Here is a 26749-nt window from a genome sequence, read left to right as displayed (position 1 = left end):
AGATGAAGTATCCAATAGCTTTTGGTTTACATGCCTATTAAATATAGCTTTGATAGGCTTTTATTATGCAATGAGGTACGATATAAAGCGTATTAGGTATATAGACTAGTTGGTGGTAATTAAAGCAATAGCCCGGGGTAATGTTAGAGAAATACAAAATATTATAATAGTAATGGGATATTACGATTGGGAAAAAATATTAAAGAATAAGTCTAGTAAAGAGTTATTTGATATTTATTCCGGAAAAACTCACATAGATGAAGAAGCAAGAGGTTTTGCTGAAGCCGAATTAAAAAAGCGAGATGTTAATACTCACAATATCGAAAAACACAAAAAGAAGTGGATATTAGACCAGCTTATCGAAGAAGAGCGTGAAGAAAATAGAGGTTTGGGCTTTAGTTTCACAGATACATTCACTTATTTATTAATGGGATTCTTAGGAATCGTTTTTACTTTTGTCCAATTGCTTGACATTCATTTTGAATTTATTGAGTCCACAAAAGGAGAAATAACTTTATTGGAAAGAGCATTTTTTTTAACTATCGGACCAGCAATGACTATTATTGGTTTCTACACATATAAAAGAAGGAAGAAAAGGAAAATTTATAGAGACAATGAAATAAAAGAATTAATTGATAAATTATAAAAAGCTACGAGCAATAAGCCATCATAAAGTAGCCTTGGCTTTTGTGGGTTTTGGGAGTTTCGCTCCCGCGCATAAAAGCATAAACAATAAAACGAATATAATATACGTCCACGCACCACTTCATTGAGTCGATCCATAAGCAAATAAAACTTACAGCCCTATACTATGACAAAGGATCTTACAAAACGAATTCTGAGGATAGCGCTTATCGTCGCATCGATATCCTCCTTGTACTTTGTTCCATGGCTATTGGTAAAGGCGTGGATACTGCCGCTGCCCAATACAGTTCAGGAGCAGCTGGATGAGGCCATTGGTCATGGATTTGACGGAATGATTGTGTATATACACCAGGCAGGCCAGCCGCCTCAGTATTATGTTGCCGGCTGGCACAATCGGGAACTGAAGATACCAGCCAATCCGCATGCATTGTTTAAAATTGCCAGCATCAGTAAGCTGTACGATGCGGTGGCTGTTACTAAATTGGTACATGATGGACGACTTTCGCTGGATAAAACCATCGCTGATTTTTTACCGGAGCTGGTGGGACACATCGAAAATGCTGAAACCATTACTTTGAGGTTGATGATTCAGCATCGAAGTGGCATCCCTAATTTTACAGATGCTCCCAATTTTTGGGCCGCTCCAACCGGCTCCTACGAAGAGAGTCTGGCATTGATTCTGGATAAGCCAGCTAACTTTGAGCCAGGCGCAGACTATGAATATTGCAATACGAATTATCTTTTAATTAATAAGATAATGGATGATGTGCTGGGGTATGACAACTTTCAATTCATACAGGAACAAATTTTAAGGCCGTTAAATCTAAATAACACCTTTAGTTCTCTGAGCGATGTGGATATGGACAATGTGATGAGTGGCTACCATGTGGGGCACCCCCACGATTTAAAGGCCGACGAGCATGGTATGCTGGCCACAGCCGAAGATGTGGGTGTATTTCTGAGGGCACTGAACGATGGTTCGTTATTTGTGCCGGGGGAGCAGGAAATTTATGCTTCCATTTATGAGTATGAGCATGGTGGTTGGGTGCCGGGATACCAGAGTTTTGCAAATTATCACAATGATATTGATGCCGTTGTTGTGGCATTCTACAGCACTACCGACTCAAGACTGTACAATTGGAATTTGTCAGAAATCGTAAATAACAGAATCGTTAAAATCCTGAAGAGGCATTAATTCCTTAGTGGCAGAATCCCTTAGCCATTACCCAACTATGTTTTATCCCATATTATTAACGGGGTATTATTGATTGCACGCTGCCTGTTTTATAGTTAAGCTATTTTATTATCTTGCCATTCAAGGGATAAGGTGCTAGTATGTTGGCGGTAAGCAAAAAAAACTAAACGATTTAAATAAATGAACAGGTTCCTAAACTGGATTGATACAAAATACTATCTGTCATATATAGTTGTTGCATCGGGGCTTTTCTACTTTATGTATTTAAGGTTCATTGTAACTTCAAACACAATTTTTTTAATTAATATTTTTATACCGTCCATATTTGTCTGTTTGTTGCTGTTAAAGAATCAAAAAATAAAGACTTTTCGCCTAGTTAAGCTGTGGGCAATGCTATTTATAACAAGCATTACAGTCTTTTTTCTGACATCCTATATTTTGAAGGACTCATTCGAAATGAAGGAATATAATGTTGATATTTCAGGATATTATACAAGAAATGTGGATGGGATATTATTTAAGTTTAAAGAAAAGAGTATTGACAAACCATTGAATGGTATAACTGAAAAAGTCGAACAAGAAGGCAAGGAATTTTATAAAAATTACATGCTGGTCGTGTATGCGAGGCCAATGTTATTGGGTACATTTTTAATTGAACATATGGAATTAGAAAAAAAAGAAAATTGCAACCGTTAATACCTTATCGTCCTGACTACTTAAAAGCCTGAGCCTAAACCTCCAGAGTATATGGGGTGGCTGACAATCTGGTTGAAAATGCTGTCTATAGTGTTTGGTATCAGGAGAGCGGTTTTTTTTGAAGTCTTACCTTGCTCATTAAAAGGTCAATGGTTTCATCTTACGGCTATAAACGCCGCTCCTAAGCAAATAGTGGAACTTTACCAAAGGCACAAAAAAACCTTTTCCAAAGCACTGAGCTCCGGAAAAGGTGAAGAGATTGGGATCTCTTATTTAGCATTTACCTGAGTGCATACTTGCCTAGAAACGCATGGATAAACCTACCTGAAAGCCATTATTGTTCAGTCCGTTGTTGATGTCGGTTAGGCCCCATGTGTGCTTAGCTTCCACCGCCACAAACAGGATGTTAAAGCCGGCTCCCACATAGGCTGGAATGTCAAACCATTTGGCACTGCTATCAAACGGATTACCTTTTTCGGCCACCTTCACATTAAAGCCCGAACCGCCCAGTGCATATAACGGACCTACTTTTACTTTAAGTGCCAGTGGTACACCAATGTAGTTGAGGGTGTAATCGCCATTATCAAGCTTTGAGGCGCCAAATTGTGAATACTCCAGCCCGGTATTAACATGCAGAAAAGGTAACACCTTGGTATCTTTATAGGCACCGAGGTAGAAACCCGATTTTGAACTGCCCACCTTATCGCCATCCTGCGTTAAATACGAAGTTTGATATCCACCGCGTATGCCAAATTTTTTATCTTGGGCCATTACTACAAAGGCCAGGTTGCCTGCCATCAACAGGCTTAAAATCATCATTGCTTTTTTCATATGATACTATCATTAATGTGTGAGGCCTCAGCAAGCAATCTTTGTTCCATTTATTGACAAAAAATGCCAAGGGATGTTATAGTATCTTTAATGTTAAGTTAAGAGGTTGATTGACTGATTAAAGGTACAGGCTAATTTATCTGCGGTTTCTTAAACAAAATGCCCGCTGTTTTTGTCACTATAACACGAAATTAAGTTCAAAATGAATTAGAGTGGGTGAAATCATATTTCAGTACCGGCCTTGGCTGGTAAGCCATAAAACATCGGAACAATTAAGAATTGAGTATTCTTAATTGTTTCAGTAGGAATCGGTTGGTTTTATGAGCGCAAGCAGGCATAGCCAAAGATTTTTTTGCTTCCTTTTTTCATCATGGTAAAAAGGAAGTCGGGGTTTGGGGTTGAAAACCCCTTTATGATAATAATAGTATTACCCACTATATATCATAAAGGGTCGAAGTAATATTCATATTAAAACCAGAAAAATGTCAAACGATGGAACTGTATTAGATGCCATGAAAAAAGCCGACAAACCTGTTCGCACAGGCGATATTGTTGATTTATCGGGCTTGGATAGAAAAGAAGTGGAGAAAGCGATGAAGCAATTGAAGGCCGAAAATAAAATTGTGTCGCCCAAGCGCTGTTTTTGGGAGCCGGCCAAGTAGCAGTATGTTCCAAAGGTTAATAAGGTGTTGAATAGGTAACGGGTTCAGCACCTTTTCTTCTATCTATACCGGAGTATGCCTGTCCTCTTATATTGATTGTAGTAAAGCCTTATTAAGTTCTTCACCAGGCTGCAGGCCTAGTTTCTTGCGAATGCGTTTTCGGGCGGCAAATACCCCCTCTGTGGTAATATTAAGCTCTTTGGCAATGGCTTTACTACTGTAGTTCTTCAACAGGTAATGGCACACCTTAATGTCATTATTGCTTAAGCAGGGATGCGCTTTTGACAGAAGCAGGCTCGTTTCCCTAAGGCTTATTTCTCTGTTTTTACTGCGCTCAGCCTCCAGTTCGCGCTGCAATACAATTATATTCTGTTGCAAACAAATCTTCTCAATGTCCACTTCTTCGCGTATCTCCACCACATGACCCACTAAATACTTTTGACCTTTAATGGTTTGGTGATGTGTATGTAGCTTGCAGGCAAACAGTTCTCCATCGCTGCGACGATTAACATGTGTTTTGTAACTGCTGATATTAAGGTGCTCCGAGGTCATCAGTTCGGGGTAAAACTGGTTAAAATCTTTGGGCATCAGGTCTCTCAGGTTTAGTTTTTTAAAACTCTGTAGCGATGGATACCTGTATAGCTCAAGCGCTTCTTTATTGCCGCCTAGTATCTGACCATCAAGCCTGGCCACCACAAGTGCCTCGTGATCTGTTATTTGATTGATTGTCACGCCTTGGAATATCATAAGCATATTTAGGTATGCGGTTTTCGACAATAATAGCAAAAAGGTCAAATGTACCATAATCCTACCAGTACTTTTTTTCATTGGACAGAGAACTCACGGTACATTTGCATTAGTTAATCCTTTATGGTTTCCCGATTCAAACATTCTAGCTAGCTCTCTCAATCCCTATGAGAGAGTAGCTTTTTTTGTTTTATCTAACAGGTGGTTCAGATAATTGGCCGACTCAGGTACCAAGCCTTCGGCAGGCGCCCAGGGGGCAAAGTGTTTATCGTCATCGGGTGAGTAAGGCCCATCTTTCACTTCATATACGCATGTGTTGGCTTCCAATGCAGCAATGGTGTGATAAGTACCAGGCGGTATTTCTATACCATAAATGCCTTCATTATGGTCGAGTGTGCAATGTTCTTCGATATGACCGTCTTTATCAAATAGGATGACCAGAAGGCGTCCGCTGAGTATAATAAAAGCTTCGCGTTTATCGGGCGATTCATGCTTGTGTGGCTGAACATAACTGCCTGGATTAAGAATGTTCAGCATCCGTTGCAACGGATCACCAGGTGTTTGATGAAAATTGTAATTCATCCTTTTACGTACCGAATTTACAGCTTTGGTGCTTAGGGTGTTTAGCAGCTTCTTGTCAATAATCATTATTGATGCTTTTATGAGTCGTTGCCTGTAAAAATACAACAGTTTATCAACTAATTCACTTCATTAGTCACTAGGCCGTTAACTTTTGCTGGCTAACTCGTACAAGCAATCAAGGTATGAATAGTTGAAGAGAAATGGGTAATACAATACTGATAGTTGACGACTCACGTTTGGAAATAGAATTGCTTAGTACGATTATGACTAAGCATGAGCCTTTCCGTAACATTGTTACTGCTAACGATGGAGAAGAGGCTTGCCGGCAGGCTGTGCGCCACCAGCCAGATTTAATATTGCTGGATTGGGAAATGCCAGGCCTGAGTGGGTTAGAAGTGTTGAAAGTGTTAAAGAAGAATGAGCTGACAAAAGATTTGCCGGTCATTCTGGTGTCTGGTGTTTCGTTTACCGATAAAATCGAAGAAGCCTTTGCCGCAGGTGCATCGGATTTTATACAAAAACCGGTGCATGAGGAGGAGTTGCTGGCTCGTTCAGAAGCTGTACTGCGTAATTACGCTACCTACAAATCCTTAAAAGATCAAACTAACCAGTTAACGCTGGCTAACCATAAGAATGAACGCATTTTAAGGTCAATTTTACCATTGCCCATATTGATGCAGATAAAAGAATACGGTTCAATACCTCCAAAACGATATAAAGACTGCGTGGCCATATTTGTTGATATGGTTGATTTTACCACCAAAACCGGTAAGATGTCGCCGGCTGTGTTGCTAAGGGAGTTGCACGAGTTATTTAATGGGTTCGATACAGTTATTGATCAGCACTTCTGTACCCGCATTAAAACTGTGGGCGATGCCTATATAGCTGTTTGTGGCATGTTTTATACACCGGATAAAATAGAGATTGAGGCCGCATCGGCAGCTGTTAAAATCCGGGAGTATGTTATTGAGCGTAACAAAACCAGCGAAGTGCAATGGGAGATTAAAATAGGGCTATATGATGGCGATATCATTGGCAGTTCAGTGAGCCCCAGTAACCTTAATTTTGATATTTTTGGCGAGACGGTTAATATGGCTTCCCGCTTTCAGACCATGTGTGAGCCCATGCAGATTAATGTGTCCGAAAGCTTGAGTAAGCCGCTATCCGAGGCTTATAAGCTGGTGACGCGTGTGCCCCGCAAGGTAAAAGGTAAAGGGGTGATGCCAATGTATTACATTCACCGGCCCCTTGCTGAAGTAAATGAAGTAAAAAAAGAGGAGGCCTTTCTGATGCCGGCCCCCTCAATGCAGTAAGTCAGGATATAAGACTGAATACAAAAGAATCAAGACGATTCTGAGCTCCAACGCTTAATCTACTTAATCAGTTTTTTATAGCGAATGCGCTGTGGTGTTGTATCACCAAGGCGACGCTTTTTGTTTTCTTCATACTCGGTGTAAGAGCCTTCGAAGAAGTAAACCTTTGATTCGCCTTCAAAAGCCAGAATATGGGTAGCTACACGGTCGAGGAACCAGCGGTCGTGTGAGATGACAACGGCACATCCGGCAAAATCCTCAAGACCTTCTTCCAGTGCACGTAAGGTATTCACGTCAATGTCGTTGGTTGGCTCATCCAGCAGCAGCACGTTGCCTTCTTCTTTCAGCGCCATAGCCAGGTGCAGGCGGTTACGCTCACCACCCGACAGCACTTCGCATTTCTTTTGTTGGTCGTTGCCGGCAAAGTTAAAGCGCGACAGATAGGCGCGGGCATTTATTTCCTTGTTGCCCATACGCAATAACTCATCACCTTGCGAAACAACTTCATAAACAGTTTTACCCGGGATGATATCATCGTGTGACTGGTCTACATAGGACACTTTAACCGTTTCGCCCACTTCAAACGTACCCGCATCGGCTTTTTCCAGGCCCATAATCAGGCGGAATAGCGTGGTCTTACCAGCGCCGTTAGGGCCAATCACACCCACAATACCGTTCTTTGGCAGGGTAAACTCCAGGTTTTCAAACAGTAGTTTTTCGTCAAACCCCTTGGCTACACCGTGGGCTTCAATTACTTTATCTCCCAGGCGCGGCCCATTGGGGATGAATATCTCCAGCTTTTCTTCCTTCTCCTTCACATCCTCTTTCATAAGGCTGTCGTAGGCATTCAGACGGGCCTTGTTTTTAGCATGACGGGCTTTGGGTGCCATGCGCACCCATTCCAGCTCGCGCTCCAGCGTTTTACGACGTTTCGAAGCTTGTTTCTCTTCGTTAGCCATGCGCTTGGTTTTCTGGTCGAGCCACGATGAGTAGTTGCCTTCCCATGGAATACCCTCGCCACGATCCAATTCCAGAATCCAGCCAGCCACATTGTCAAGGAAGTAGCGGTCGTGGGTAATGCCAATCACGGTTCCTTTATACTGTTGCAGGTGTTGCTCCAGCCATTGCACCGACTCAGCATCCAGGTGGTTGGTAGGCTCATCCAGCAGCAGAATATCCGGTTCTTGCAGCAACAGACGACAAAGGGCTACACGGCGTTTCTCACCACCTGATAGTACTTTAATGGATTGGTCTTCGGGCGGACAGCGTAGCGCGTCCATGGCACGATTCAGCTTGGTGTCAAGGTTCCAGGCATCGTGTTGGTCAATGAGTTCCTGCAGCTTGGCCTGCTCATCCATCAAAGCCTGCATCTTATCCGGATCTTCCAGTACTTCAGGATCTGCAAATTTTTCGTTAACTGCTTCGTAGGCTTTTAGTGTGTCAACTACTTCCTGTACGCCTTCTTCCACTACCTGGCGTACGGTTTTATTCTCATCCAGTTGGGGTTCCTGCTCGAGGTAGCCAACAGAATAACCAGGTGAGAAAACCACGTCGCCCTGGTAGTTTTTTTCTACACCGGCAATAATCTTTAACAGTGTTGATTTGCCAGAACCGTTCAAACCGATGATGCCGATTTTGGCCCCGTAGAAAAACGACAGGTAGATGTTATTCAGTACTTTTTTTTGTGGAGGAAAGGTTTTGCTCACTCCAACCATACTGAATATGATTTTTTTATCGTCAGACATGTTTTTGTTTTTTTGATTTTGTTGCAAAAGTAACGATAAGTACAGAACAATGGAAGAGTGAGGAGGAAACTATGTGATGGTGTTTAGCGGTATTTTTGTGGGTGGGAGCGTTGATTAAAACAAAAAAGGAGAAACAATATCTGTTTCTCCTTTGAAAGTGGGCGATGAGGGAGTCGAACCCCCGACCCCTTGGGTGTAAACCAAGTGCTCTAAACCAACTGAGCTAATCGCCCTGAAATATATGTAGTTTTAATAATGGTGGGCGATGAGGGAGTCGAACCCCCGACCCCTTGGGTGTAAACCAAGTGCTCTAAACCAACTGAGCTAATCGCCCTGAATATTTTCAGGTAATTTCAATAAATTACGTGCTATGATTTCGTTCAATCATTAGTTGGTGGGCGATGAGGGAGTCGAACCCCCGACCCCTTGGGTGTAAACCAAGTGCTCTAAACCAACTGAGCTAATCGCCCCTGTGCTTATCTCCTTAGAAAAGCGATGCAAAAATATGTCTCTTTTTTATTACCTCCAAATTTATTTAGCATTTTTCTAATATGTCGGCTACAATAAATGTGCTTCCGCCAATGAAAATCAGATCGTTGGGATTTGCATTTTTTTTAGCTTCGTTGAGTGCCGAATGTACATCCGGGTAGGTGTGACCATTTAATTGAAACCTTTCGGCCATTTCCTGCAGTACTTTTTCATCCAAACTACGCGGGATAGCAGCCTTTGTAAAGTAGTAGCTGGCATGTTTGGGTAAGGTTCCAAGCACAGCCGCATGATCCTTATCGTTTACCATGCCCAAAACTATGTGAAGCTTATCGTGAGGGGTGTTCTTAATCTGTTCTACCAGCATTGAAATGCCGTCCAGGTTGTGCCCGGTGTCGCAAATAATTCTCGGGTTGTATCCCAGGTGTTGCCAGCGCCCCAGCAAGCCGGTGTTACTGACTACCTTTTCAAAACCCTGGTAAATGTGCTCTTTACTTATGGTAAAGCTGCCTTTTTGCAGTTGCTCAATAATTGCTAAAGCTGTTAATATATTCTTTTGCTGATAGGTGCCCAGCAAGTCCAGCTTTAAATCGGCATACGCCAACTGGTCGTCTCTGTAAATCTGAAACACCTGCTTTTCGTCAATCGATAGGGTGGCCGTAGAAACTTTCAGTTGTTGATCAGCAAATACAATGTTAGTGCCTCTTTCGTCAGCCAACGAAGTAAAAACAGATGCGGTTTCCTTTTGTGTCTGCCCAATAATGACGGGAACATTTTTTTTGATGATGCCACCTTTCTCAATGGCGATTTTATCCAACGAATCTCCAAGGAATGCTGTATGATCCAGTCCGATGTTGGTAATGGCCGAAACTTCGGGACTGATGATGTTGGTTGAGTCGAGGCGACCGCCCATGCCCACTTCAATGATGGCCACATCAACCGCCTCTTGCTTGAAATGCTCGAAGGCCATCGCTACCGACATCTCGAAAAAAGAGGGCTGTAGTTCTTTGATAATGTTTTGGTGATTGCCCACAAAATCAATCACAGCCTGTTCGCTAATCATCTGGCCATTGATGCGTATGCGCTCACGAAAATCCTTGAGGTGGGGTGAGGTGTAAAGGCCGACTTTGTAACCAGCTTCCTGTAGCACAGATGCAATGCAGTGTGATACAGAACCTTTGCCATTGGTGCCTCCAATATGTATTGTTTTATAGGCGTTGTGCGGATGGTTAAAATGGTCGTCCAAAGCCAGGGTAGTGGCTAAATCAGCTTTATAGGCCGCTTTACCCACGCGCTGATACATTGGCAACTGGGCAAACAAAAAGTCAAGTGTTTCGTGGTAATTCATAATGCAAAAATATTGCTTAATCTCATTCAAACGCTCTTTTTTTCTCTATCTTTAAGAGAAACAAAACCGAACTTTATGGCAAAAAAACTTTTTATTCTCGATACAAATGTGTTGTTACACGACCACAAATGTATATACAACTTTGAGGAAAATGATGTAATTATTCCGATTGTTGTTCTTGAGGAATTGGATCGATTCAAAAAAGGTAATGACCTCATTAACTTTCAGGCGCGTGAGTTTGCTCGCGAGATGGATAAAATGGCGGGCGAAAAGGCTTTTAAAGAAGGTATTCCGCTTGGGGCAAAAAAAGGGAAGCTATTTGTAGCTACTGGCAAGCCCATACCCGAGGTGATGAAGGAATCATTTAGTGAAAACACCTCTGATCATCGTATTCTGGCCATTTCACTGCATGTTAAGTCAACCTTCCCACGCCGGCAAACGGTGCTTATCACCAAGGATATTAACTTGAGGCTTAAAGCAAAGTCGCTAGGACTTAAATCGGAGGATTATGAGAATGATAAGGTCAAGAATATCGATATCCTGGACAAGGGCGTTGAGATTCATGAAGATTTTGATAAGGCACTGATTGAATCACTCTACCAGCATCAGGGTATACCCATCGATGAATTTCCAATAAAGGAAGGTTTACCTGCCAATCAGTATTTTGTGTTAAGAAATGGTAATCAGTCGGTTTTGGCGCATCACGATGCTTTATCGGGTTTGATAAGAAGGGTAGAGAAGCATGGTGCTTATGGTATTGAGCCGCGTAATGCAGAGCAGACATTCTCATTAAATGCGTTGCTAAATCCAGACATTAAGCTGGTGTCATTAACTGGTAAGGCCGGAACTGGTAAGACACTTTTGGCGTTGGCCGCCGCTTTACAACAGCATAAGCAGTATCATCAAATTTTGTTGGCACGACCTATTGTGCCATTGGCAAACCGCGATCTTGGTTTCTTGCCGGGTGATATCAACGAAAAAATAGGGCCTTATATGCAGCCGCTTTTTGATAACCTTGGTGTGATAAAAAGCCGATTCAAGGCCACAAGTAAAGAGGTGAACAACCTGGATGAAATGCTTAAAAATGAGCAGCTGGTTATCACGCCTCTGGCTTATATCAGGGGACGAAGCCTGTCTGATGCCTTTTTTATCGTGGATGAGGCGCAAAATTTGACGCCGCACGAGGTAAAAACGATTATTACACGTGCCGGCGAAGGAACTAAAATGATATTCACTGGTGATGTGCAGCAAATTGATTCGCCTTACCTGGATATGCAATCCAACGGCCTCGCTTACCTGACCGATAAGATGAAAGGGCAGGAGATATTCGCTCATGTTAACCTGGTGAAAGGTGAGCGCAGTTATCTGGCCGAATTGGCATCTGATTTGCTTTAATTTATACAGCATTGGGCTCTCATTCCGGGAGCCCATTTTTCTGCCAGATATAAGGTTGACTAATAGGAACAACGACCAAAGAGCTATGGGCTAATGGCATTTTTGCTACCTTTGCGCTTTTCCTGAAGATACAATGATAGATAATTCGGTTTTTGAAAATAAGAAGGTGGCGTTTCATACCTTTGGGTGTAAGCTTAATTTCAGCGAAACATCAACGGTGGCGCGTACCATGGTTGAGGCAGGGTTTGCGAAGGTGGATATTTCGGAACCGGCCGACGTGTACTTGTTTAATACCTGTTCGGTAACCGAGCTGGCAGATAAAAAATGCAAGCAGGTTATTCGCAAGGCCATCAAGCAAAATCCGAATGCATTTATCGTAGTTACCGGTTGTTTCGCTCAGCTCAAGCCAGAGGATGTTTCTAAGATTGAGGGTGTTGATTTGGTTCTGGGTTCCAATGAGAAATTTGATATACTGCAATATATCGAAGATTTTAAGAAGGGAAACGGTGCCGAGGTACATGCTGGTCAAATAGGCGAGAACAAAGAATTTAAGCCATCCTATTCGTTTGGCGATCGTACCCGCTGTTTTCTGAAAGTGCAGGATGGTTGCGATTATTTCTGCAGCTATTGCACCATTCCATTTGCCAGGGGGCGAAGTCGTAGCGATACCATTGCCAATACGATTGAACAAGCAAAGAAGGCAGCCGAAGGAGGTGCGAAAGAAATCATATTAACCGGGGTTAATATTGGCGACTTTGGCAAAGGGACCGATGAGAACTTCTTTCAGTTGGTTCAACAATTAGAAAAAGTGGAGGGTATTGAACGTTTCCGTATCTCATCCATCGAACCCAACCTGTTGACAGATGAAATAATAGCCTTTGTTGCTGCATCTAAGAAGTTTATGCCTCACTTTCATATTCCGCTGCAGTCAGGCTCCGATAAGGTGCTTAAACTGATGAAGCGAAAATATGATACACAGTTGTTTCGCAGCAAAATTGAGCGCATCAAGGAGTTAATTCCACATGCATTTATTGGAGTTGATGTTATTGTAGGTGTAAGAGGTGAGTCTGAGGAAGAGTTTAAGATAACACATCAGTTTCTGGCCGATCTGGATATTTCGCAACTACATGTGTTTACCTATTCAGAACGGCCCAATACGCAAGCCTTGAAAATAGATGAGGTGGTGCCCATTCCGGTCAGGAAAGAGCGAAGTAAGATATTACACGAACTGTCGGAGAAGAAAACCCGTCATTTTTATAAAACATACATAGGAGAAGAGATGCCTGTGCTGTTTGAGGGGGCCGAACATGGAGGGATGATTAATGGCTTTACGCCTAATTACATCAAGGTGGAAGTGCCTTATGATTCTGAACTTAGCAATTCTATAAAGGATGTTAAACTCAGGCATTTGTCATTGGATACGCTCAATATGACGGGCCAATTAACTTAACATTATGAACTACCAGGAATTATGCCAGCAGGTTTGTGATATTGCCAGGCAAACAGGACACTACATCAAGGCGCAACGTCAGGAGGCTTCGATTAGTATTGAGGAGAAAGGGAGTAACGATTTTGTGACGCAGGTGGATAAGGCCTCGGAACAGCGCATTGTATCGGCACTGCAAGGCTTATTGCCCGAAAGTGGTTTTATTGCCGAAGAAGGTACTACTGACGCCAGGGGAGATGTTTATAACTGGATCATCGATCCTATTGATGGTACCACCAATTTTATTCATGGCTTATCGCCTTATGCCATTAGTATTGCCCTGATGGATGGCAAAGAACTGGTGTTGGGGGTGATTTATGAAATTGGCCTGGATGAGTGTTTTTATTCTTATCGTGGAGCACCAGTGTATTTGAATGGTCAGGAAGTTCGTGTGTCTGCCACATCAACGGTTAAGGATAGTTTGATTGCCACAGGATTCCCTTATTCTAACTATTCGCGGCTGAATGGTTTTATGGATTCTGTACGTTACTTTATGGAGCATTCGAGGGGTTTGCGGCGACTGGGCTCCGCCGCTACCGATTTAGCTTATGTGGCATGTGGTCGATTTGATTCGTTTTATGAATATAACCTCAAAGCATGGGATGTGGCCGCAGGCGCTTTTCTGGTGCAGCAAGCAGGTGGTAAGGTATGCGATTTTAATGGTGGAGATGATTATATTTTTGGTCAGGAGATAATAGCTGCCAATGCTGAATCTTTTAATGAATTTAAAGAGGTAATTAATCGTATTGTCCGGTAAAATGGGAAAGATTGGAAATTATATTGCTTTAGGCTTTTTGTGGTTGTTTAGCTTACAACCCTTCTTCATACTCTATTTATACTCTGATTTATTGTATCACTTTATCCGTCTGATCGGGTATCGCAGAGCTGTTATTAACGAAAACCTGCGTTATGCCTTTCCCGACAAGTCAAAAGACGAGTTGCGCGAGATTCGCTTAAAGTTCTATCGTGGCTTCTGCGATGTGATGATTGAAACAATTAAAGTGCAATCCATGAGTGAAAAGCAGATGCGCAAGCGAATGGTTTTTAATAATATGGAATATGCTAATCAGATGGCGAATGAAGGAAAAGATGTGGTGGCCATCATGGGGCATTATGGCTGCTGGGAGTGGATTCCTTCATTGGCACTGCATTCCAACCATGTGGCATGCGCCACCTATCGCCCGCTTAAAAACGAGCAGTTTGATAATTATATGCTAAAGCTCAGAGGGCGTTGGGGTAGTTTGAATTTTACCATGCGTGATACCATGCGCGAGCTTATTAAAGTAAGGCGTCAGAATAAGAATTTTATCATTGGGTTGATAGCCGACCAATCACCCGATAGAAATAAAATACAGTACTGGACTAAGTTTTTGAATCAGAATACGGCTGTATTGCTGGGGCCGGAGAAGATGGCTAAGGCCTTTAAGGCACCAGTTGTATTTATGAAAATGAGCCGAATAAAACGCGGTTATTACCAGGTAGATATTATTCCATTAGTTGAGGATAGTGTGTCGACCAATGAATTTGAGATTACCGAGATGCATCTAAAATGCCTGGAAGATATCATACGCGAAAGGCCCGAAGATTGGTTATGGTCGCATAAGCGTTGGAAGTATTCTGAAGTCAGAGAAATTCAAAACTAAAACCGGATATGTCTAAAACGGCTGTTGTCATATTAAACTGGAACGGACGGGTATTACTTGAAAAGTTTTTGCCTGTGGTTTTAAAAAATTCTGCCCATGAGGGTGTTGAGGTGATTGTGGCTGACAATGCTTCAAGTGATGATAGCCTGCTCTTTTTGCAGGAGAGTTTCCCGTCTGTCCGTGTTATTCAGCTGGATAAAAACTATGGTTTTGCAGGCGGTTATAATCATGCTCTGAAGCAAATTGAAGCCGATTATTTTGTGTTGCTAAATAGTGATGTGGCTCCAGAAAAGGACTGGCTGCCACCGCTTATTCAAGCTATGGACAAACAGCCATACCTGGGAGCCTGCATGCCTAAGGTAAGATCATACAACGAACCTGATAAGTTTGAATATGCCGGAGCTGCCGGAGGGTACATCGATGTGTTTGGTTACCCGTTTTGCAGAGGACGTATACTGGATCAAATTGAAACAGATGAAGGTCAGTACAATGAGCCTTTAACAGTTTTTTGGGCTACCGGAGCAGCTTTAATGATTCGGGCCGAACTGTATAATGAGACTGGCGGGCTTGATGAATCGTTCTTTGCTCATATGGAAGAAATTGATTTATGCTGGCGATTGAAAAACAGGGGATATGCCATTAAGGTGTTGCCTGCAGCTGAAGTGTTACATGTTGGCGGGGCTACTCTAAGTCAGCAAAGTGCGCGTAAAGCGTTTCTCAATTTCAGAAACAACCTGGTGATGATGGTGAAAAATATGCATGGTAGTCGTCTATTACCTGTATTATTCATCAGGATGGTACTCGACGGTATTGCCGGATTGCATTTTATTACCAAAGGGGAATTTGGCTTTTTCATGGCTGTTTTAAAGGCTCATTTTAGTTTCTATGGAAGATTACCACAAGTGCTAAAACAACGAAAAGAGCTGGCACCATTTCGCCTTAAAAAGCAGCACAAAGAAAAATATCCTCAAAGCATTATTTGGGCTTATTACCTAAAAGGTGTGCGAAAATTCAGCGAGCTAAAGCATTTTCGTTTCCATTAAAGATATGGGAGTACTTCTTCCAGTTTATTGCTGCGCGAACCTTTAATTAGGAAGTAAGCATTTTTAATTCGGGATGCTTTTAATGAATCAATCAGTTCATCGGTTGTTGCAAAAAAACTGAACTCTTTGTTGTCATTTGCTAAGTTATGGAACTCCTCACCAATGAGCATGACTTGTGATAGTTTCAACTCTTTAATAGTATCAATTAGCTTACTGTGTTCGCTAAGGCTGTCACTACCCAACTCTTTCATGCCACCAATGATCAGGATTTTATTTTCAGCATCAACTCTGCCAAAGTTCTGCAATGCTACCTGCATGCTAGAAGGATTTGCATTGTAGGCATCCATGATGATTTGGTTATTTTCCGTCTGGATAAATTGCGAGCGGTTATTGGATGGTGAGTATGCTTGAAGGGCTTTGTTAATGGCTGTTTCGTTCACACCCAGCGCGTATCCAATGCAAATGGCTGATAGGATATTTTCCAGGTTGTAAGCGCCAATTAGCTGAGTGGAGATATCGTAGCTTTTATTAGTCTGACCAGAATGCCATTTAATGGCAACAAACGGATAGTCGGCTGTAATCTGGCCGGTTATTTTGCCATGATTTGGGCCATAATCAATCCGGTTGCTTAGGCCGGCAGCCATTTGATCCAGGTGGGGGTTGTCGGCATTAATAAACACTATACCATTGGTGTGCTTTAAGTATTGATAAAGCTCACCTTTAGCTGTTTTAACACCCTCAAATGAACCAAATCCTTCAAGGTGTGCTTTGCCTACGTTTGTAATAATGCCATAGTTGGGTTCAGCTATTTTGCACAAAGCTTCAATCTCGCCAATATGATTGGCACCCATCTCAACAACACCAAATTCAATAGACTCATCCATGCTTAAAAGCGTTAATGGAACACCAATGTGGTTGTTATAATTGCCAGAAGTAGCCTTAATAGTATATTTCTCTTTTAAAACGGCTGCCACTAATTCTTTGGTGGTTGTTTTGCCGTTAGAACCCGTTATGGCTAAAATAGGAATATTTAAATAGCGACGATGAAAACGGGCGAGTTCTTGCAGGGTTGTTAATACATCTTCTACAATAAAAACATTTGTTAGGCCGCTCAGAGTTTCGTCATCTGCTACCGCAAAGGCAGCTTCATCTTTCATTACACTATCTACATATTTGTTACCATCGAAATTGGCGCCTTTTAAAGCAAAAAACATAAACCCTTTATTATTGCTCCTGCTATCGGTAGATACGCCTTTGCTTGCCAGAAAAGCTTGATGAATGTTTGCGATTTGACTCATGGTATGTCGAAGTGAAAAATGTTTGAATGACAAAAATAAAAAAAGAGGCTAACTATAAAAGTCAGCCTCTTGATAATATTCTGTTGTCAGAATTATTTCTTTTTGCTATTGATTGGACTTCCTACACGTGTCATAGCACATCGGAAACCTAAATCATCGCGACTTTCTCTTTCGTCAAGGTAGCGGCGTGTGCCAGGAGCTAACCAGTAAGCGCGGTCTCTCCAACCTCCACCTTTGTATACGCGTGAGCGGTCAGATACCAAGCTTCCAAGGCTACTGTTAGGTGAACCTGCATACATTGTGCTAGTATTAGCATCAACATCGTTCCAGTCTGAACCTACTACGGCATTCGAAGTAGCATCACCGTCAGCATAGTTGCGGTTGTCAGATGTGCGGTAGTTCTTTCTGTTTAAAATGTCTTTGTCTTCTTCAGTACGGTAGCGAATACGGCCAAGGCTATCTTTTTCTACAATGTAACCTTCTTCATCAAGCACTTTCTGCTGGAAAACGTTACCACGGTATGGACTGAACTCATCCATATCTTCGAATGATAAAGGACGATATACATCAGCCACCCACTCATTCACGTTTCCGGCCATACAGTATAAGCCGTAATCATTAGGGTAATATGATTTAACATCAACGGTGATGTCACCACCATCGTTAAGATTTCCGGCCATACCCATCATGTCACCTGTTCCTCTCACGAAGTTAGCCATCATTTTGCCACGCTCTTTTTTGCTGGCATTACGAGTGATGTGGCCATCCCAAGGATAGATTCGACGGTCAGTCATGCGTTCGTCGTATGAGTTTCCAATTAATCCAAGTGCTGCGTATTCCCACTCAGCTTCGGTTGGGAGTCGGTAACGAGGAAGCAGAATTCCGTCATCCCATCTTACACGTCGAGTGTCGTTATTTGGGTTTAGGTCTTCCATAGGGTTTTTTCCCTGGATACCTTCGTATTGCCCGTAAAGGTATGCTTCGGTATTGAAGTTGTTTTCACCAATCTGGTTTACATCAAATTCCAGAATACCTTCGTCAACCAATATCATTTCGTTTACACGGTCAGTTCGCCATTTACAGTAATCCTGAGCCTGAATGTGACTTACACCTACTACAGGATACTCTGCATAAGCCGGGTGACGCAGGTAGTTTTCTACCATTGGCTCGTTATAAGCCATAGGGCGACGCCAAACCAAGGTGTCCGGCAAAGCCTTGCGGTATACTTCCGGGTAATCAACGTATACACGTCTAATCCAGAATAAATATTCTAAATAATCAATGTTTCTAACTTCACTTTCATCCATATAGAATGAAGGAACGGTCACTCGCCTTGGGGCATTGTTCCATTCATAAAGAACATCTTGCTCAACGCGGCCCATAATAAAGGTACCACCTTCAATAAAAACCAATCCGGGTCCGGTTTCTTGCTCATAGCCTGACTTGTATTCAAAACCACCAAAGTCAGGGTTGTTATATTCCCAACCTGTTGCAGAAGAAACAGTTTTGTTTCCACCGCTCTTACTACATGACGATAAGCCTACTAAGCTAAAAGCCAAAACAGCCAAAATAACTGCGGTATTTAATCTCATAGCACTTTGATATTGTGTTCTAATTATCAATTATTTGCGAACTTTAATGCTGCGCTCGTAATATGCGCAACTGACTTCTTTATACTGCAAAAATAAAAAAAGGTTATAGCTGAACTTCTTTTTCATTCCCTTTTTTTAGTAGTGGCAAAAAGTTATCAATACAATTTTTCATCATTGAAAACGTTAAAAATAGAAAATTCTTGTACAGTAATCTCTATTTTTGTGTTTTTTCATAAACAAAAATGTGTAGTGGCTGTATTAAAATTGATGGGTTTAGAGAGTTGTTGTTGTGTAAGGTGTTGATATTAAGATATTAGATGAAGCAGATTATTGTTGTTTTAGTAATGTGGAGTTGTTACTGGGTTAACGCACAGGAGCATACTGGTAGAGTTCAGTTTCAGTGGATAGATGGTGAAATGGTGAGCGATGTTCAGCCACCAGTCCAATTCAAAGATCTTAGCTTTTGGGATGATGTCAGTCAACTGCCAGTGAAGAAAGTGGACATATTGTTACCAGGTTATATTCATCCTGATTCAGTTGACATTAAGTTGTCATTTGAGACAACCCTAATTACCGACTCTCTCCAACTGGCCTTTTTGACAAACATAGATAAAGATTTTTTTACCCTTTTAACCAAGAATACAGTAAATATCCGTGGTGAATACTTTCTGCAGCTGGTTTTTCAACCCATTATTTTTGATGAACTGGAACAGCACTTTTATCGCTTAGAGCAAATCACCTATGAAACAACCATTCCTAAGGTGTCAGAGAATCAGTTACAATTGAAGGGGCTGAAGAAAGAGGCCAGTGCCTCGGTGTTAGCCAGCGGAAAATGGGTGAAAATAAAAGTGAATGAATCCGGGGTTCATAAAATTCCATATTCGCTGCTGTCTTCGTGGGGTTTCACTAATCCATCAAACGTGAATGTTTTTGGTAACGGTGGTAATATGCTACCACTTACCAATGGAGTATTTGAGTATGAAGATTTAGAAGAGAACGCAATTTTGCATGACAATAATGCCATCTATTTTTATGCGCAGGGGCCTGTAGGATGGCATTATAATTCTACACAAAAGTTTTTTGACCATCAGTTGCATAATTTTTCGGATGTTGCCTATTACTTTCTGTCTGAGGATAATGGAGAGGGGAAGAGAGTGCAATTAAGTGAATTGGTTAGCAGTACTTTTACGAATGAAACAGATGAGTTTGATAGCTATCAGTTTCATGAACTGGAAAATCAAAACCTACTTAAATCGGGCAGAAAATGGTATGGATTGCGTTTCGATCCGCAGCAAGCTCGCACCTATAGTTTTGAATTTAAGAATAGGGTGAAAGAGAAGGATGTTAGAATAAAAACGAATGTGATTGCGAGATCGAATGTGTCCTCTTCGTTTGAAACCCAGGTCAATGATAAAAATGTTCAGACAATTAATGTTCCGGCAGTTGATTATAATAACTACGTCGGAGCGTTTGCAAATGAAGGCTTAAGTATTGGTAGTTTTAGTTCAAACGATGACCTGGTAAGTGTTAATTTAAGGTATAAGTCTGAAGCTGGCAGTGCCAGTGGGTGGCTCAATTACATTACTCTTAATGCGAAGGAAAAAATTGTTGTTAACGATCAACTGAGCTTTCGGAATGCGGATTTTGTGGGAGATGCAATGTCAACCCGCTATTACTTGTCGGGCGTCAGCAGTTCTATGGAATTATGGGATGTAACCAGGCATACTGCAGCAGCCAAAATTAATATTGAAAACTATAATGGTAAAAGCGGCTTTACATACCATTCGGAAGATTTGCGAGAGTTTGTTGCTTTCGATAAAGCAGGCAATCTGCCCCAGCCAGGGTTTGAGGAATCTGTTATAAATCAAAATTTAAGGGGCATGACAGTGCCAGATATGCTTATCGTGGTGCATCCTTTGTTTGAGAGTGAAGCCAGAAGACTTGCAGCTATTCATGCCAGGCATTCAGGCTTACAATGCGAAGTAGTATCGACATATCAGGTGTATAACGAATTTTCTTCGGGTTCACCAGATGTTAGTGCTATACGTGATCTCGCCAGGCATCTTTATAAGCAGGGAGGAAAGTTTAAATACCTGTTGCTGTTTGGCGACGGCTCATACGATAACAAAACCTACGATGATAAGAATACCAACTTTATATTGACCTATCAGTCCGATAACTCTATTAATGTGCAGTATTCCTATGTGTCTGATGATTTTTTTGGATGTCTGGATGATGGCGAAGGTGCCAATATTTTATATAATGGACTCGATATTGGAATAGGGCGTTTTCCGGTTAGTACTATGGAGCAGGCCAAAACCATGGTGGACAAAGTGGAAACCTATCTGTTTAACAGTGAGCCTGGCCCCTGGAAAACCAAAGTTACTTTTGTGGGAGATGACGGCGACAGTAATTTGCATATGACACAGGCTGATACCCTATCCAGGCGGGTGTTTGCCAGTTTCCCGGCCTTTAATCAGCAGAAGATATACTTTGATGCATATACCAAGGTCACAACTTCAACCGGCGATCGTTACCCTGAGGTGAATGAGGAAGTGAACAAGACCATTGAGCAAGGGACGCTCATTTTTAATTATACAGGGCACGGTAGTGAGCGTCAACTGGCGCATGAGAATATTTTGGATATACCTGCCATCAAGAAATTTACCAATATCAACCGCTTGTCGGTATTTATGACGGCCACTTGTGAATTTAGCCGATACGATGACTATCATGATACATCAGCTGGTGAGTGGGTGGTTCTGTCGCCACTAGGCGGCGGTGTTGCCATGTTTACAACCACTCGTATAGCCTGGTCAAACAGTAACCTGGCCATCAATAAGAGTTTCTATAAATACATTTTTGAGAAAGATGAAAACGAAGAGAAGCTGAGGTTAGGTGAGGTGATGATGTCCACTAAAAATGAATTAATTAACTCCAATAACCGGCTAAATTTTACATTGTTGGGCGATCCGGCTTTGCAGCTGGCCTATCCTTCTGGCGATATAGTTACCCATAGTATTAATGGCAACGTCGATAGTACGCATACCGAGGTGCTCAACGCATTAACCATTGCCACCATTGAAGGTGAGATAACGCAGGCAGAGGTTAATGAGCCACTGGTTTCCATGCAGGTGTTTGATAAGCCTATCACGGTTAAGACCCTGGGTAATAAGGGAGCTGTGCCTTTTGAATATCAGGTGTATCAGAGTCGCATTTACAGTGGGCAGCAGGAGGCTAGTGGCGAGTTTTTTCAGTCGTCTTTCGTGGTGCCTAAGGATATACGATATAATGTAGGTGCCGGGCGTATCAGCTATTATTCTACCGATGCTAACGGTGCAGAGGCCTTTGGTGCCGATAACTCAGTTTTAATAGGAGGCGTGTCAGATAATCCGCCAAATGACACTGAAGGACCTGAGATAGCTGTATGGTTAAACGATTCTACATTTGTAAGTGGAGGTTTAACTGGCAGTCAGCCTGTTTTATTGGCCCGCTTGTATGATGAAAACGGGATTAATGCAAGTGGAGTAGGCATTGGACACGATATTACACTGGTAATTGATGATAACCGTTCCTTGCCTGTTAACCTGAATAGTTACTACGAGGCAGATAAGAATAGTTTTACAAGTGGCACCATAACGTACCAGTTGCGGCCACTTGACGAAGGGATGCATAAACTTGAGTTAAAAGCCTGGGATAATCTCAATAATTCATCTGTGACTAACCTGGATTTTGAAGTATACATTGGCAAGAAACTTAATATTAGTAATGCATCAGTTTACCCTAATCCTTTGGAGGTTGGTGGTACAATGTATCTTGAGTTTGAGCATGATGCCCCTAACATGATATTAGATGTTACCTGCAGCTTATACAGCATTAGCGGGCGACTGATTGATCGTTTTGAAACGCAACAGCCAGCCAGTGGTACTTCTGTTAAGCCGATAGAGTGGCGGCCACGGCAGTTGCAGAAAGGCCTGTATGTGTTGCAATGTGAAATTCGCTCACCAGAAAACCAGGTTGGAAAATTCTCCAAAAAAATCCTCGTTATTAGATAATAAAAACAGATTTTTGCAGTTCTGTAAATATTCACCTGACCTTTTTACTAATTACTTAGAAGGAAGTAAATAATTATGAATCAATATATGAATCAAACAGTATTAAAAGTTAGCCTTGTTGCTTTTGCCTTTTTTTTAAGCTTTAACACCATTGTTGCACAATCTGACGGTAACAATGCCATCACAACAGCAGCTCCCTTTTTAAATATCAATCCGGATTCGAGAGCTGCCGGTATGGCCGATGCAGGTGTAGCCACATCACCAGATATGAATTCTCAGTTTCTTAATCCTGCCAAATATGCTTTTATGGAGGAGGAAATGGGAGTTTCTGTTTCGTTTACTCCCTGGTTGCGCAAGTTGGTGAACGACATCAATATGTCAACAGCCACTTTTTATTATCGACTGGATAAGATGCAAACAGTTAGTGCGTCTTTAAGGTATTTTTCGATGGGAACAATTGAATTTACCGACGGAATAGGAACACCTCTTTACAGTGGTAAACCCAATGAATTTGCAATTGATGCAGCTTACTCCCGTGTTCTGTCTGATAAGTTCTCGGGAGCTGTGGCTTTTCGCTATATCCGCTCTGACCTAACTAATGGCTATTCAGAAACAGGCGATTTGCAAGCTGGTAATGCATTTGCAGCCGATATGGCATTTTACTTCAAGCAGCCCATGAAAGTTAATCGTAACGATGCCGAGTTTACGGCAGGGATTAATATTTCTAATATAGGTTCAAAAATCAGTTATGATGGCATTAACAAAGAGTATATACCAACTAATCTGAAGCTGGGAACTGGCTATGCCATGGAGCTGGATAAGTATAATTCAATTTCATTTGCACTTGATATTAATAAATTATTGGTACCATCTAACCAGATTCGCCCAGATGATGCTGATGAAAATTGGGTAGATCCTAACGAAGGCAAGTCAGTGCCGGCTGCTATCTTCGGCTCTTTTAATGATGCACCTGGTGGCTTCCAGCAGGAAATGCAGGAGGTGACCTTTTCGTTAGGTGCTGAGTATTGGTATGACAAGCAGTTTGCCATTCGTGCCGGTTATTTCCATGAACATGAGAATCAAGGTAACCGAAAATTTGCTTCAGCCGGTTTTGGCTTGAAATTTAACATGTTCACCCTGGATGCCTCATATATTATTCCAATGGTGCAAAACAACCCATTGGCCAATACGATGCGTTTTTCGTTATCATTTGATTTAAGCGATATGCGATAACAACTTTATTCATTATATTTGAAGAGACCTTAGGGAATTTCCTTAAGGTCTTTTTTTTGATTGACTATGATGAATATAAAAGTTGGTTTTGGATACGATGTTCACAAATTAGGAGAAGGAGAAGAATTGTGGATTGGCGGCATAAAAGTTGAGCATACCAAAGGAAGCATTGGTCACTCTGATGGGGATGTTTTAATACATGCTATTTGTGATGCCCTGCTGGGAGCTGCCAATATGCGAGATATAGGTTTTCATTTTCCCGATACAGACCCAAGCATCAAGGGAATTGATAGCAAAATTTTATTGTCCAAAACAATGCTACTACTGCGAGAGGCTGGTTATGAAGTCGGAAATATTGATTCGACTGTTGCCCTTGAGCAACCTAAACTGAAACCGCTTATTCCGAAAATGCAGGAGGTGCTTGCACGTGTGATGACTATTGATAAAGAAGATATTGCCATCAAAGCTACTACCACTGAGAAACTGGGTTTTGTGGGCACTCAGCAAGGTATTGCGGCTTATGCTACGGTTTTAATTCAGAAAAATAAATGAGATATGGAAACGGCTATTCTAAAGTATTTCTCGCATCAGCATTGTAATGTATGTAAGGTACTAATGCCAAAAGTTAAACAGCTTCTTGAAGAAGAGTTTCCAAAGATGGCATTTCAGTATGTAAATACTGAGGAAGAACCTGAAGTGGCTGCCAGTCATCAGGTGTTTACCGTTCCCACTATATTGGTGTTTTTCGAAGGGCGGGAGTATTATCGTTATGCCCGAAATGTTTCTATTGTTCAACTCAAGGAAGCCATTGAACGCCCTTATCATTTGCTTTTCTAATTACTGAAGTATAGAAACTATAAGGGCAATTACTTGTTTATCAGGTATGTCAATAAGAGTATATTTTTGCTTAAATAACATTCGTTTTATTGAAAACTCTTGTAACACTCATATTTCTTTATGTAGCCTCATACTGTATTTATGGGCAAGAGCTTCTTAAAGTTAAAAAAGTCTCTTTCAAAGGGAATAATGCAATCAGTTCATCCAGGCTTGAAGAGGAGCTAACCATTAAAACATCTGGTAAAACAGGGGAACGCTTTTTTAATAAAGAGGCAGACAGGTTTACCATGCCTTTGTATGAAGATAACAAGGAACGGATTAAATATGCCTATCAAAAAGAAGGTTTCTTAAATGTCACCTTTGATGAGCCTAAGATAAAGGTAACATCTGGCAAGCGGGTTAAAATCATCTATAATATCAACGAAGGAGAGCCGGTTAAACTCGAGGAAGTGACCTATACCGTTGATTCAATAGATAGTTTCCAGCAGTTCTTTAGTAAGAAAACCCAGCGGAAAATACGCTTACAATCCCAATTGAAGGTTAATAAGCCCTTTAGGGATGAATGGTTCTTTGCCGACCAGGCCTTTATCAACGATGAATTGAATAACATGGGGTATGCCTATGCACGAGTGAAGCATCAATTAGTGGTTGATACACTCAAGAATATGGCCTACTTAGAGTGGATAATAAAGAAGGATAAGCTGACCTACTTTGGTAATATTACTGTTGAAGGAAATGAACGCGTACCCACTAAAAATGTTGTTAAACAATTGCGATTTGAGCCAGGTGATGTTTGGTCGAAATACGAAATTGATGAATCGCAAAAGCAGATTTACAACCTGGGAATGTTCAGGGTGGCCTCAATAAAGACTCTGATTACAGATGATAAGCCAGATACTTTATCAACATTGGTGGTACTTAAAGAGGCGCCAAGGCTGACTTCAAGATTTGGTGTTGGTTATGGTAGCGAAGATAAATTCAGGGTGTTTGGCGATGTGCAGTACTTAAGCGTCATCACTAAGACAGGTCGCGTTAACTTGTTTGCAAAGCATTCTGCGCTTGAGCCCTACAACTTTCAGCTTAATTTCATTCAGCCAGCCGTTGTTTTCCCGTTTAATTCACTGAACATTAACCCCTACTTTATGAAGCAGCATGAGCCGGCTTATAGAGTAACCAGGCAAGGCTTAAACCTGACTTTATTGCAGCATTTTACCGACCGCTTTAACTCTTCTGTTAATTTTTATCTGGAGGAGGTTAATTCCGACTCTGTTTTGGTGACCACTCAGGCGCGAGACATGCAGTACGACCAATCCTCTAGCTATAGTAAATCGGGTGTGGCTATAGGTTTTGTATTTTCAAATGGCACCCCCAGGTTGGATCCTGTAACCGGCTATTCATTGGCAGTCAACATCAAACGTAATGGAACTATTATTGAGGAGTCAGTGCCTTTCTACCGAAGCTTGGTTGAATACAAGAAATACCTTGGCATATCGCAGGGAGTTACTTTGGCCTTTAAAGGAAAAATGGGCTTGGCCTTTATGTCGCGAAGCGATGATTTGGTACCTGTTGAGGAGCGCTTTTATGCTGGTGGAAGCTATTCGGTAAGGGGATGGGCAAGAGCACAGTTGGGGCCCAAAGATGGCAACGGTCAACCTTTAGGTGGTAATAGTTTGCTCGAAGGCAGTATTGAATGGCGTTATTTGCTTTCGCCCAAGGTGGTGTTGGCACTATTTGGCGATGCAGGTAATGTTTGGCAGAATTCTTTTGATTATCGACTCAATGATTTACATTATGCGGCCGGTTTTGGTATCCGTTTTAAAACGCCCATAGGTCCGGTTGGTCTGGATTTTGCGCGTCCTGTTTTTGAGCAGAACAACACCTGGCAGATTCACTTTAATATAGGAAACCCGTTCTGAT

22 protein-coding genes and 3 tRNA genes are annotated in these 26749 nt (G+C 41.7%); 15 read left to right on the top strand and 10 right to left on the bottom strand.

The features are described from left to right. Positions 1-172: 172 nt before the first annotated feature. The 3 genes from KEM09_RS19295 to KEM09_RS19285 all read left to right on the top strand — a co-directional run bounded on the left by KEM09_RS19295 (position 173) and on the right by KEM09_RS19285 (position 2536). Positions 173-646, top strand: coding sequence for a hypothetical protein (locus tag KEM09_RS19295; protein ID WP_212230815.1), 474 nt, complete (start codon positions 173-175; stop codon positions 644-646). Positions 647-811: 165 nt separating this feature from the next. After that, positions 812-1840 carry a serine hydrolase domain-containing protein gene (locus KEM09_RS19290; protein WP_212230813.1) on the top strand — a complete coding sequence of 343 codons (1029 nt, stop codon included), beginning with the start codon at positions 812-814 and terminating at the stop codon, positions 1838-1840. 456 nt (positions 1841-2296) lie between these two features. Further along, positions 2297-2536, top strand: a complete 240-nt coding sequence (locus tag KEM09_RS19285; RefSeq protein ID WP_212230811.1) for a hypothetical protein — start codon at positions 2297-2299, stop codon at positions 2534-2536. A gap of 300 nt (positions 2537-2836) precedes the next feature. Here KEM09_RS19285 and KEM09_RS19280 read toward each other — a convergent pair whose 3' ends face one another. After that, positions 2837-3367, bottom strand: coding sequence for an outer membrane beta-barrel protein (locus KEM09_RS19280; RefSeq protein WP_212230809.1), 531 nt, complete (start codon positions 3365-3367; stop codon positions 2837-2839). 482 nt (positions 3368-3849) lie between these two features. On the opposite strand from KEM09_RS19280, the gene KEM09_RS19275 reads away from it, so the two are divergent. Further along, a complete protein-coding gene (locus tag KEM09_RS19275; protein ID WP_212230807.1) occupies positions 3850-4029 on the top strand; it encodes a transcriptional regulator in 180 nt (59 codons plus the stop codon). A gap of 87 nt (positions 4030-4116) precedes the next feature. Here the strand turns inward: KEM09_RS19275 and KEM09_RS19270 are convergent, their stop codons facing one another. Continuing rightward, positions 4117-4776, bottom strand: coding sequence for a helix-turn-helix transcriptional regulator (locus KEM09_RS19270; protein WP_212230805.1), 660 nt, complete (start codon positions 4774-4776; stop codon positions 4117-4119). Positions 4777-4941: 165 nt separating this feature from the next. Next, on the bottom strand, positions 4942-5424 hold the full coding sequence (locus KEM09_RS19265) for a WbuC family cupin fold metalloprotein (protein WP_244825117.1): 483 nt from the start codon (positions 5422-5424) through the stop codon (positions 4942-4944). 134 nt (positions 5425-5558) lie between these two features. Here KEM09_RS19265 and KEM09_RS19260 point away from each other — a divergent pair, with 134 nt between their 5' ends. Further along, entirely contained in the window at positions 5559-6671 is a 1113-nt protein-coding gene (locus KEM09_RS19260; protein WP_212230803.1) for an adenylate/guanylate cyclase domain-containing protein, read from the top strand. A gap of 59 nt (positions 6672-6730) precedes the next feature. On the opposite strand, the gene ettA is transcribed toward KEM09_RS19260, so the two are convergent. The 5 genes from ettA to KEM09_RS19235 form a co-directional block, all read right to left on the bottom strand. Next, the gene (gene ettA, locus KEM09_RS19255; RefSeq protein ID WP_212230801.1) at positions 6731-8416 is read right to left on the bottom strand and encodes an energy-dependent translational throttle protein EttA; all 1686 of its coding nucleotides are present in this window, start codon (positions 8414-8416) and stop codon (positions 6731-6733) included. A 158-nt stretch (positions 8417-8574) separates the two neighbouring features. Continuing rightward, positions 8575-8649, bottom strand: a tRNA-Val gene (locus KEM09_RS19250). A 23-nt stretch (positions 8650-8672) separates the two neighbouring features. Further along, positions 8673-8750, bottom strand: a tRNA-Val gene (locus tag KEM09_RS19245). 58 nt (positions 8751-8808) lie between these two features. Continuing rightward, positions 8809-8886, bottom strand: a tRNA-Val gene (locus KEM09_RS19240). Between the two features lie 65 nt (positions 8887-8951). Next, positions 8952-10250: a bifunctional folylpolyglutamate synthase/dihydrofolate synthase gene (locus tag KEM09_RS19235; RefSeq protein ID WP_212230799.1), complete on the bottom strand. Its 1299-nt coding sequence runs from the start codon at positions 10248-10250 to the stop codon at positions 8952-8954. Between the two features lie 75 nt (positions 10251-10325). On the opposite strand from KEM09_RS19235, the gene KEM09_RS19230 reads away from it, so the two are divergent. The 5 genes from KEM09_RS19230 to KEM09_RS19210 all read left to right on the top strand — a co-directional run bounded on the left by KEM09_RS19230 (position 10326) and on the right by KEM09_RS19210 (position 15817). Next, positions 10326-11645: a PhoH family protein gene (locus KEM09_RS19230; RefSeq protein ID WP_212230797.1), complete on the top strand. Its 1320-nt coding sequence runs from the start codon at positions 10326-10328 to the stop codon at positions 11643-11645. A gap of 133 nt (positions 11646-11778) precedes the next feature. Further along, a complete protein-coding gene (mtaB, locus tag KEM09_RS19225) occupies positions 11779-13095 on the top strand; it encodes a tRNA (N(6)-L-threonylcarbamoyladenosine(37)-C(2))-methylthiotransferase MtaB (RefSeq protein ID WP_212230795.1) in 1317 nt (438 codons plus the stop codon). 4 nt (positions 13096-13099) lie between these two features. Continuing rightward, positions 13100-13888: an inositol monophosphatase family protein gene (locus KEM09_RS19220; RefSeq protein WP_244825116.1), complete on the top strand. Its 789-nt coding sequence runs from the start codon at positions 13100-13102 to the stop codon at positions 13886-13888. A gap of 1 nt (position 13889) precedes the next feature. Next, positions 13890-14774: a lysophospholipid acyltransferase family protein gene (locus tag KEM09_RS19215; RefSeq protein WP_212230793.1), complete on the top strand. Its 885-nt coding sequence runs from the start codon at positions 13890-13892 to the stop codon at positions 14772-14774. Positions 14775-14782: 8 nt separating this feature from the next. Beyond that, the gene (locus KEM09_RS19210) at positions 14783-15817 is read left to right on the top strand and encodes a glycosyltransferase family 2 protein (protein ID WP_212230790.1); all 1035 of its coding nucleotides are present in this window, start codon (positions 14783-14785) and stop codon (positions 15815-15817) included. On the opposite strand, the gene KEM09_RS19205 is transcribed toward KEM09_RS19210, so the two are convergent. Both KEM09_RS19205 and gldJ read right to left on the bottom strand, forming a co-directional pair. After that, the gene (locus KEM09_RS19205; protein ID WP_212230788.1) at positions 15814-17115 is read right to left on the bottom strand and encodes a UDP-N-acetylmuramoyl-tripeptide--D-alanyl-D-alanine ligase; all 1302 of its coding nucleotides are present in this window, start codon (positions 17113-17115) and stop codon (positions 15814-15816) included. The genes KEM09_RS19210 and KEM09_RS19205 overlap by 4 nt on opposite strands. 92 nt (positions 17116-17207) lie before the next feature. Continuing rightward, entirely contained in the window at positions 17208-18707 is a 1500-nt protein-coding gene (gene gldJ, locus KEM09_RS19200; protein WP_212230786.1) for a gliding motility lipoprotein GldJ, read from the bottom strand. 317 nt (positions 18708-19024) lie between these two features. Between gldJ and porU the strand changes: the two genes are divergently transcribed. The 5 genes from porU to KEM09_RS19175 all read left to right on the top strand — a co-directional run bounded on the left by porU (position 19025) and on the right by KEM09_RS19175 (position 26748). Beyond that, positions 19025-22762: a type IX secretion system sortase PorU gene (porU, locus tag KEM09_RS19195; RefSeq protein ID WP_212230784.1), complete on the top strand. Its 3738-nt coding sequence runs from the start codon at positions 19025-19027 to the stop codon at positions 22760-22762. An 87-nt stretch (positions 22763-22849) separates the two neighbouring features. Continuing rightward, entirely contained in the window at positions 22850-23995 is a 1146-nt protein-coding gene (porV, locus tag KEM09_RS19190; RefSeq protein WP_212230782.1) for a type IX secretion system outer membrane channel protein PorV, read from the top strand. Positions 23996-24061: 66 nt separating this feature from the next. Further along, the gene (gene ispF / locus KEM09_RS19185) at positions 24062-24547 is read left to right on the top strand and encodes a 2-C-methyl-D-erythritol 2,4-cyclodiphosphate synthase (RefSeq protein ID WP_280516773.1); all 486 of its coding nucleotides are present in this window, start codon (positions 24062-24064) and stop codon (positions 24545-24547) included. Positions 24548-24550: 3 nt separating this feature from the next. Next, entirely contained in the window at positions 24551-24832 is a 282-nt protein-coding gene (locus KEM09_RS19180; protein WP_212230780.1) for a thioredoxin family protein, read from the top strand. An 89-nt stretch (positions 24833-24921) separates the two neighbouring features. Further along, positions 24922-26748, top strand: a complete 1827-nt coding sequence (locus KEM09_RS19175; protein ID WP_212230779.1) for a BamA/OMP85 family outer membrane protein — start codon at positions 24922-24924, stop codon at positions 26746-26748. Position 26749 lies beyond the last annotated feature (1 nt).

The organism is Carboxylicivirga mesophila (assembly GCF_018271975.1).
Classification (GTDB): Bacteria; Bacteroidota; Bacteroidia; order Bacteroidales; family Marinilabiliaceae; genus Carboxylicivirga; species Carboxylicivirga mesophila.
Note: the sequence above shows the minus strand (reverse complement) of the source record. Positions and strands in the feature narration are given on the sequence as shown.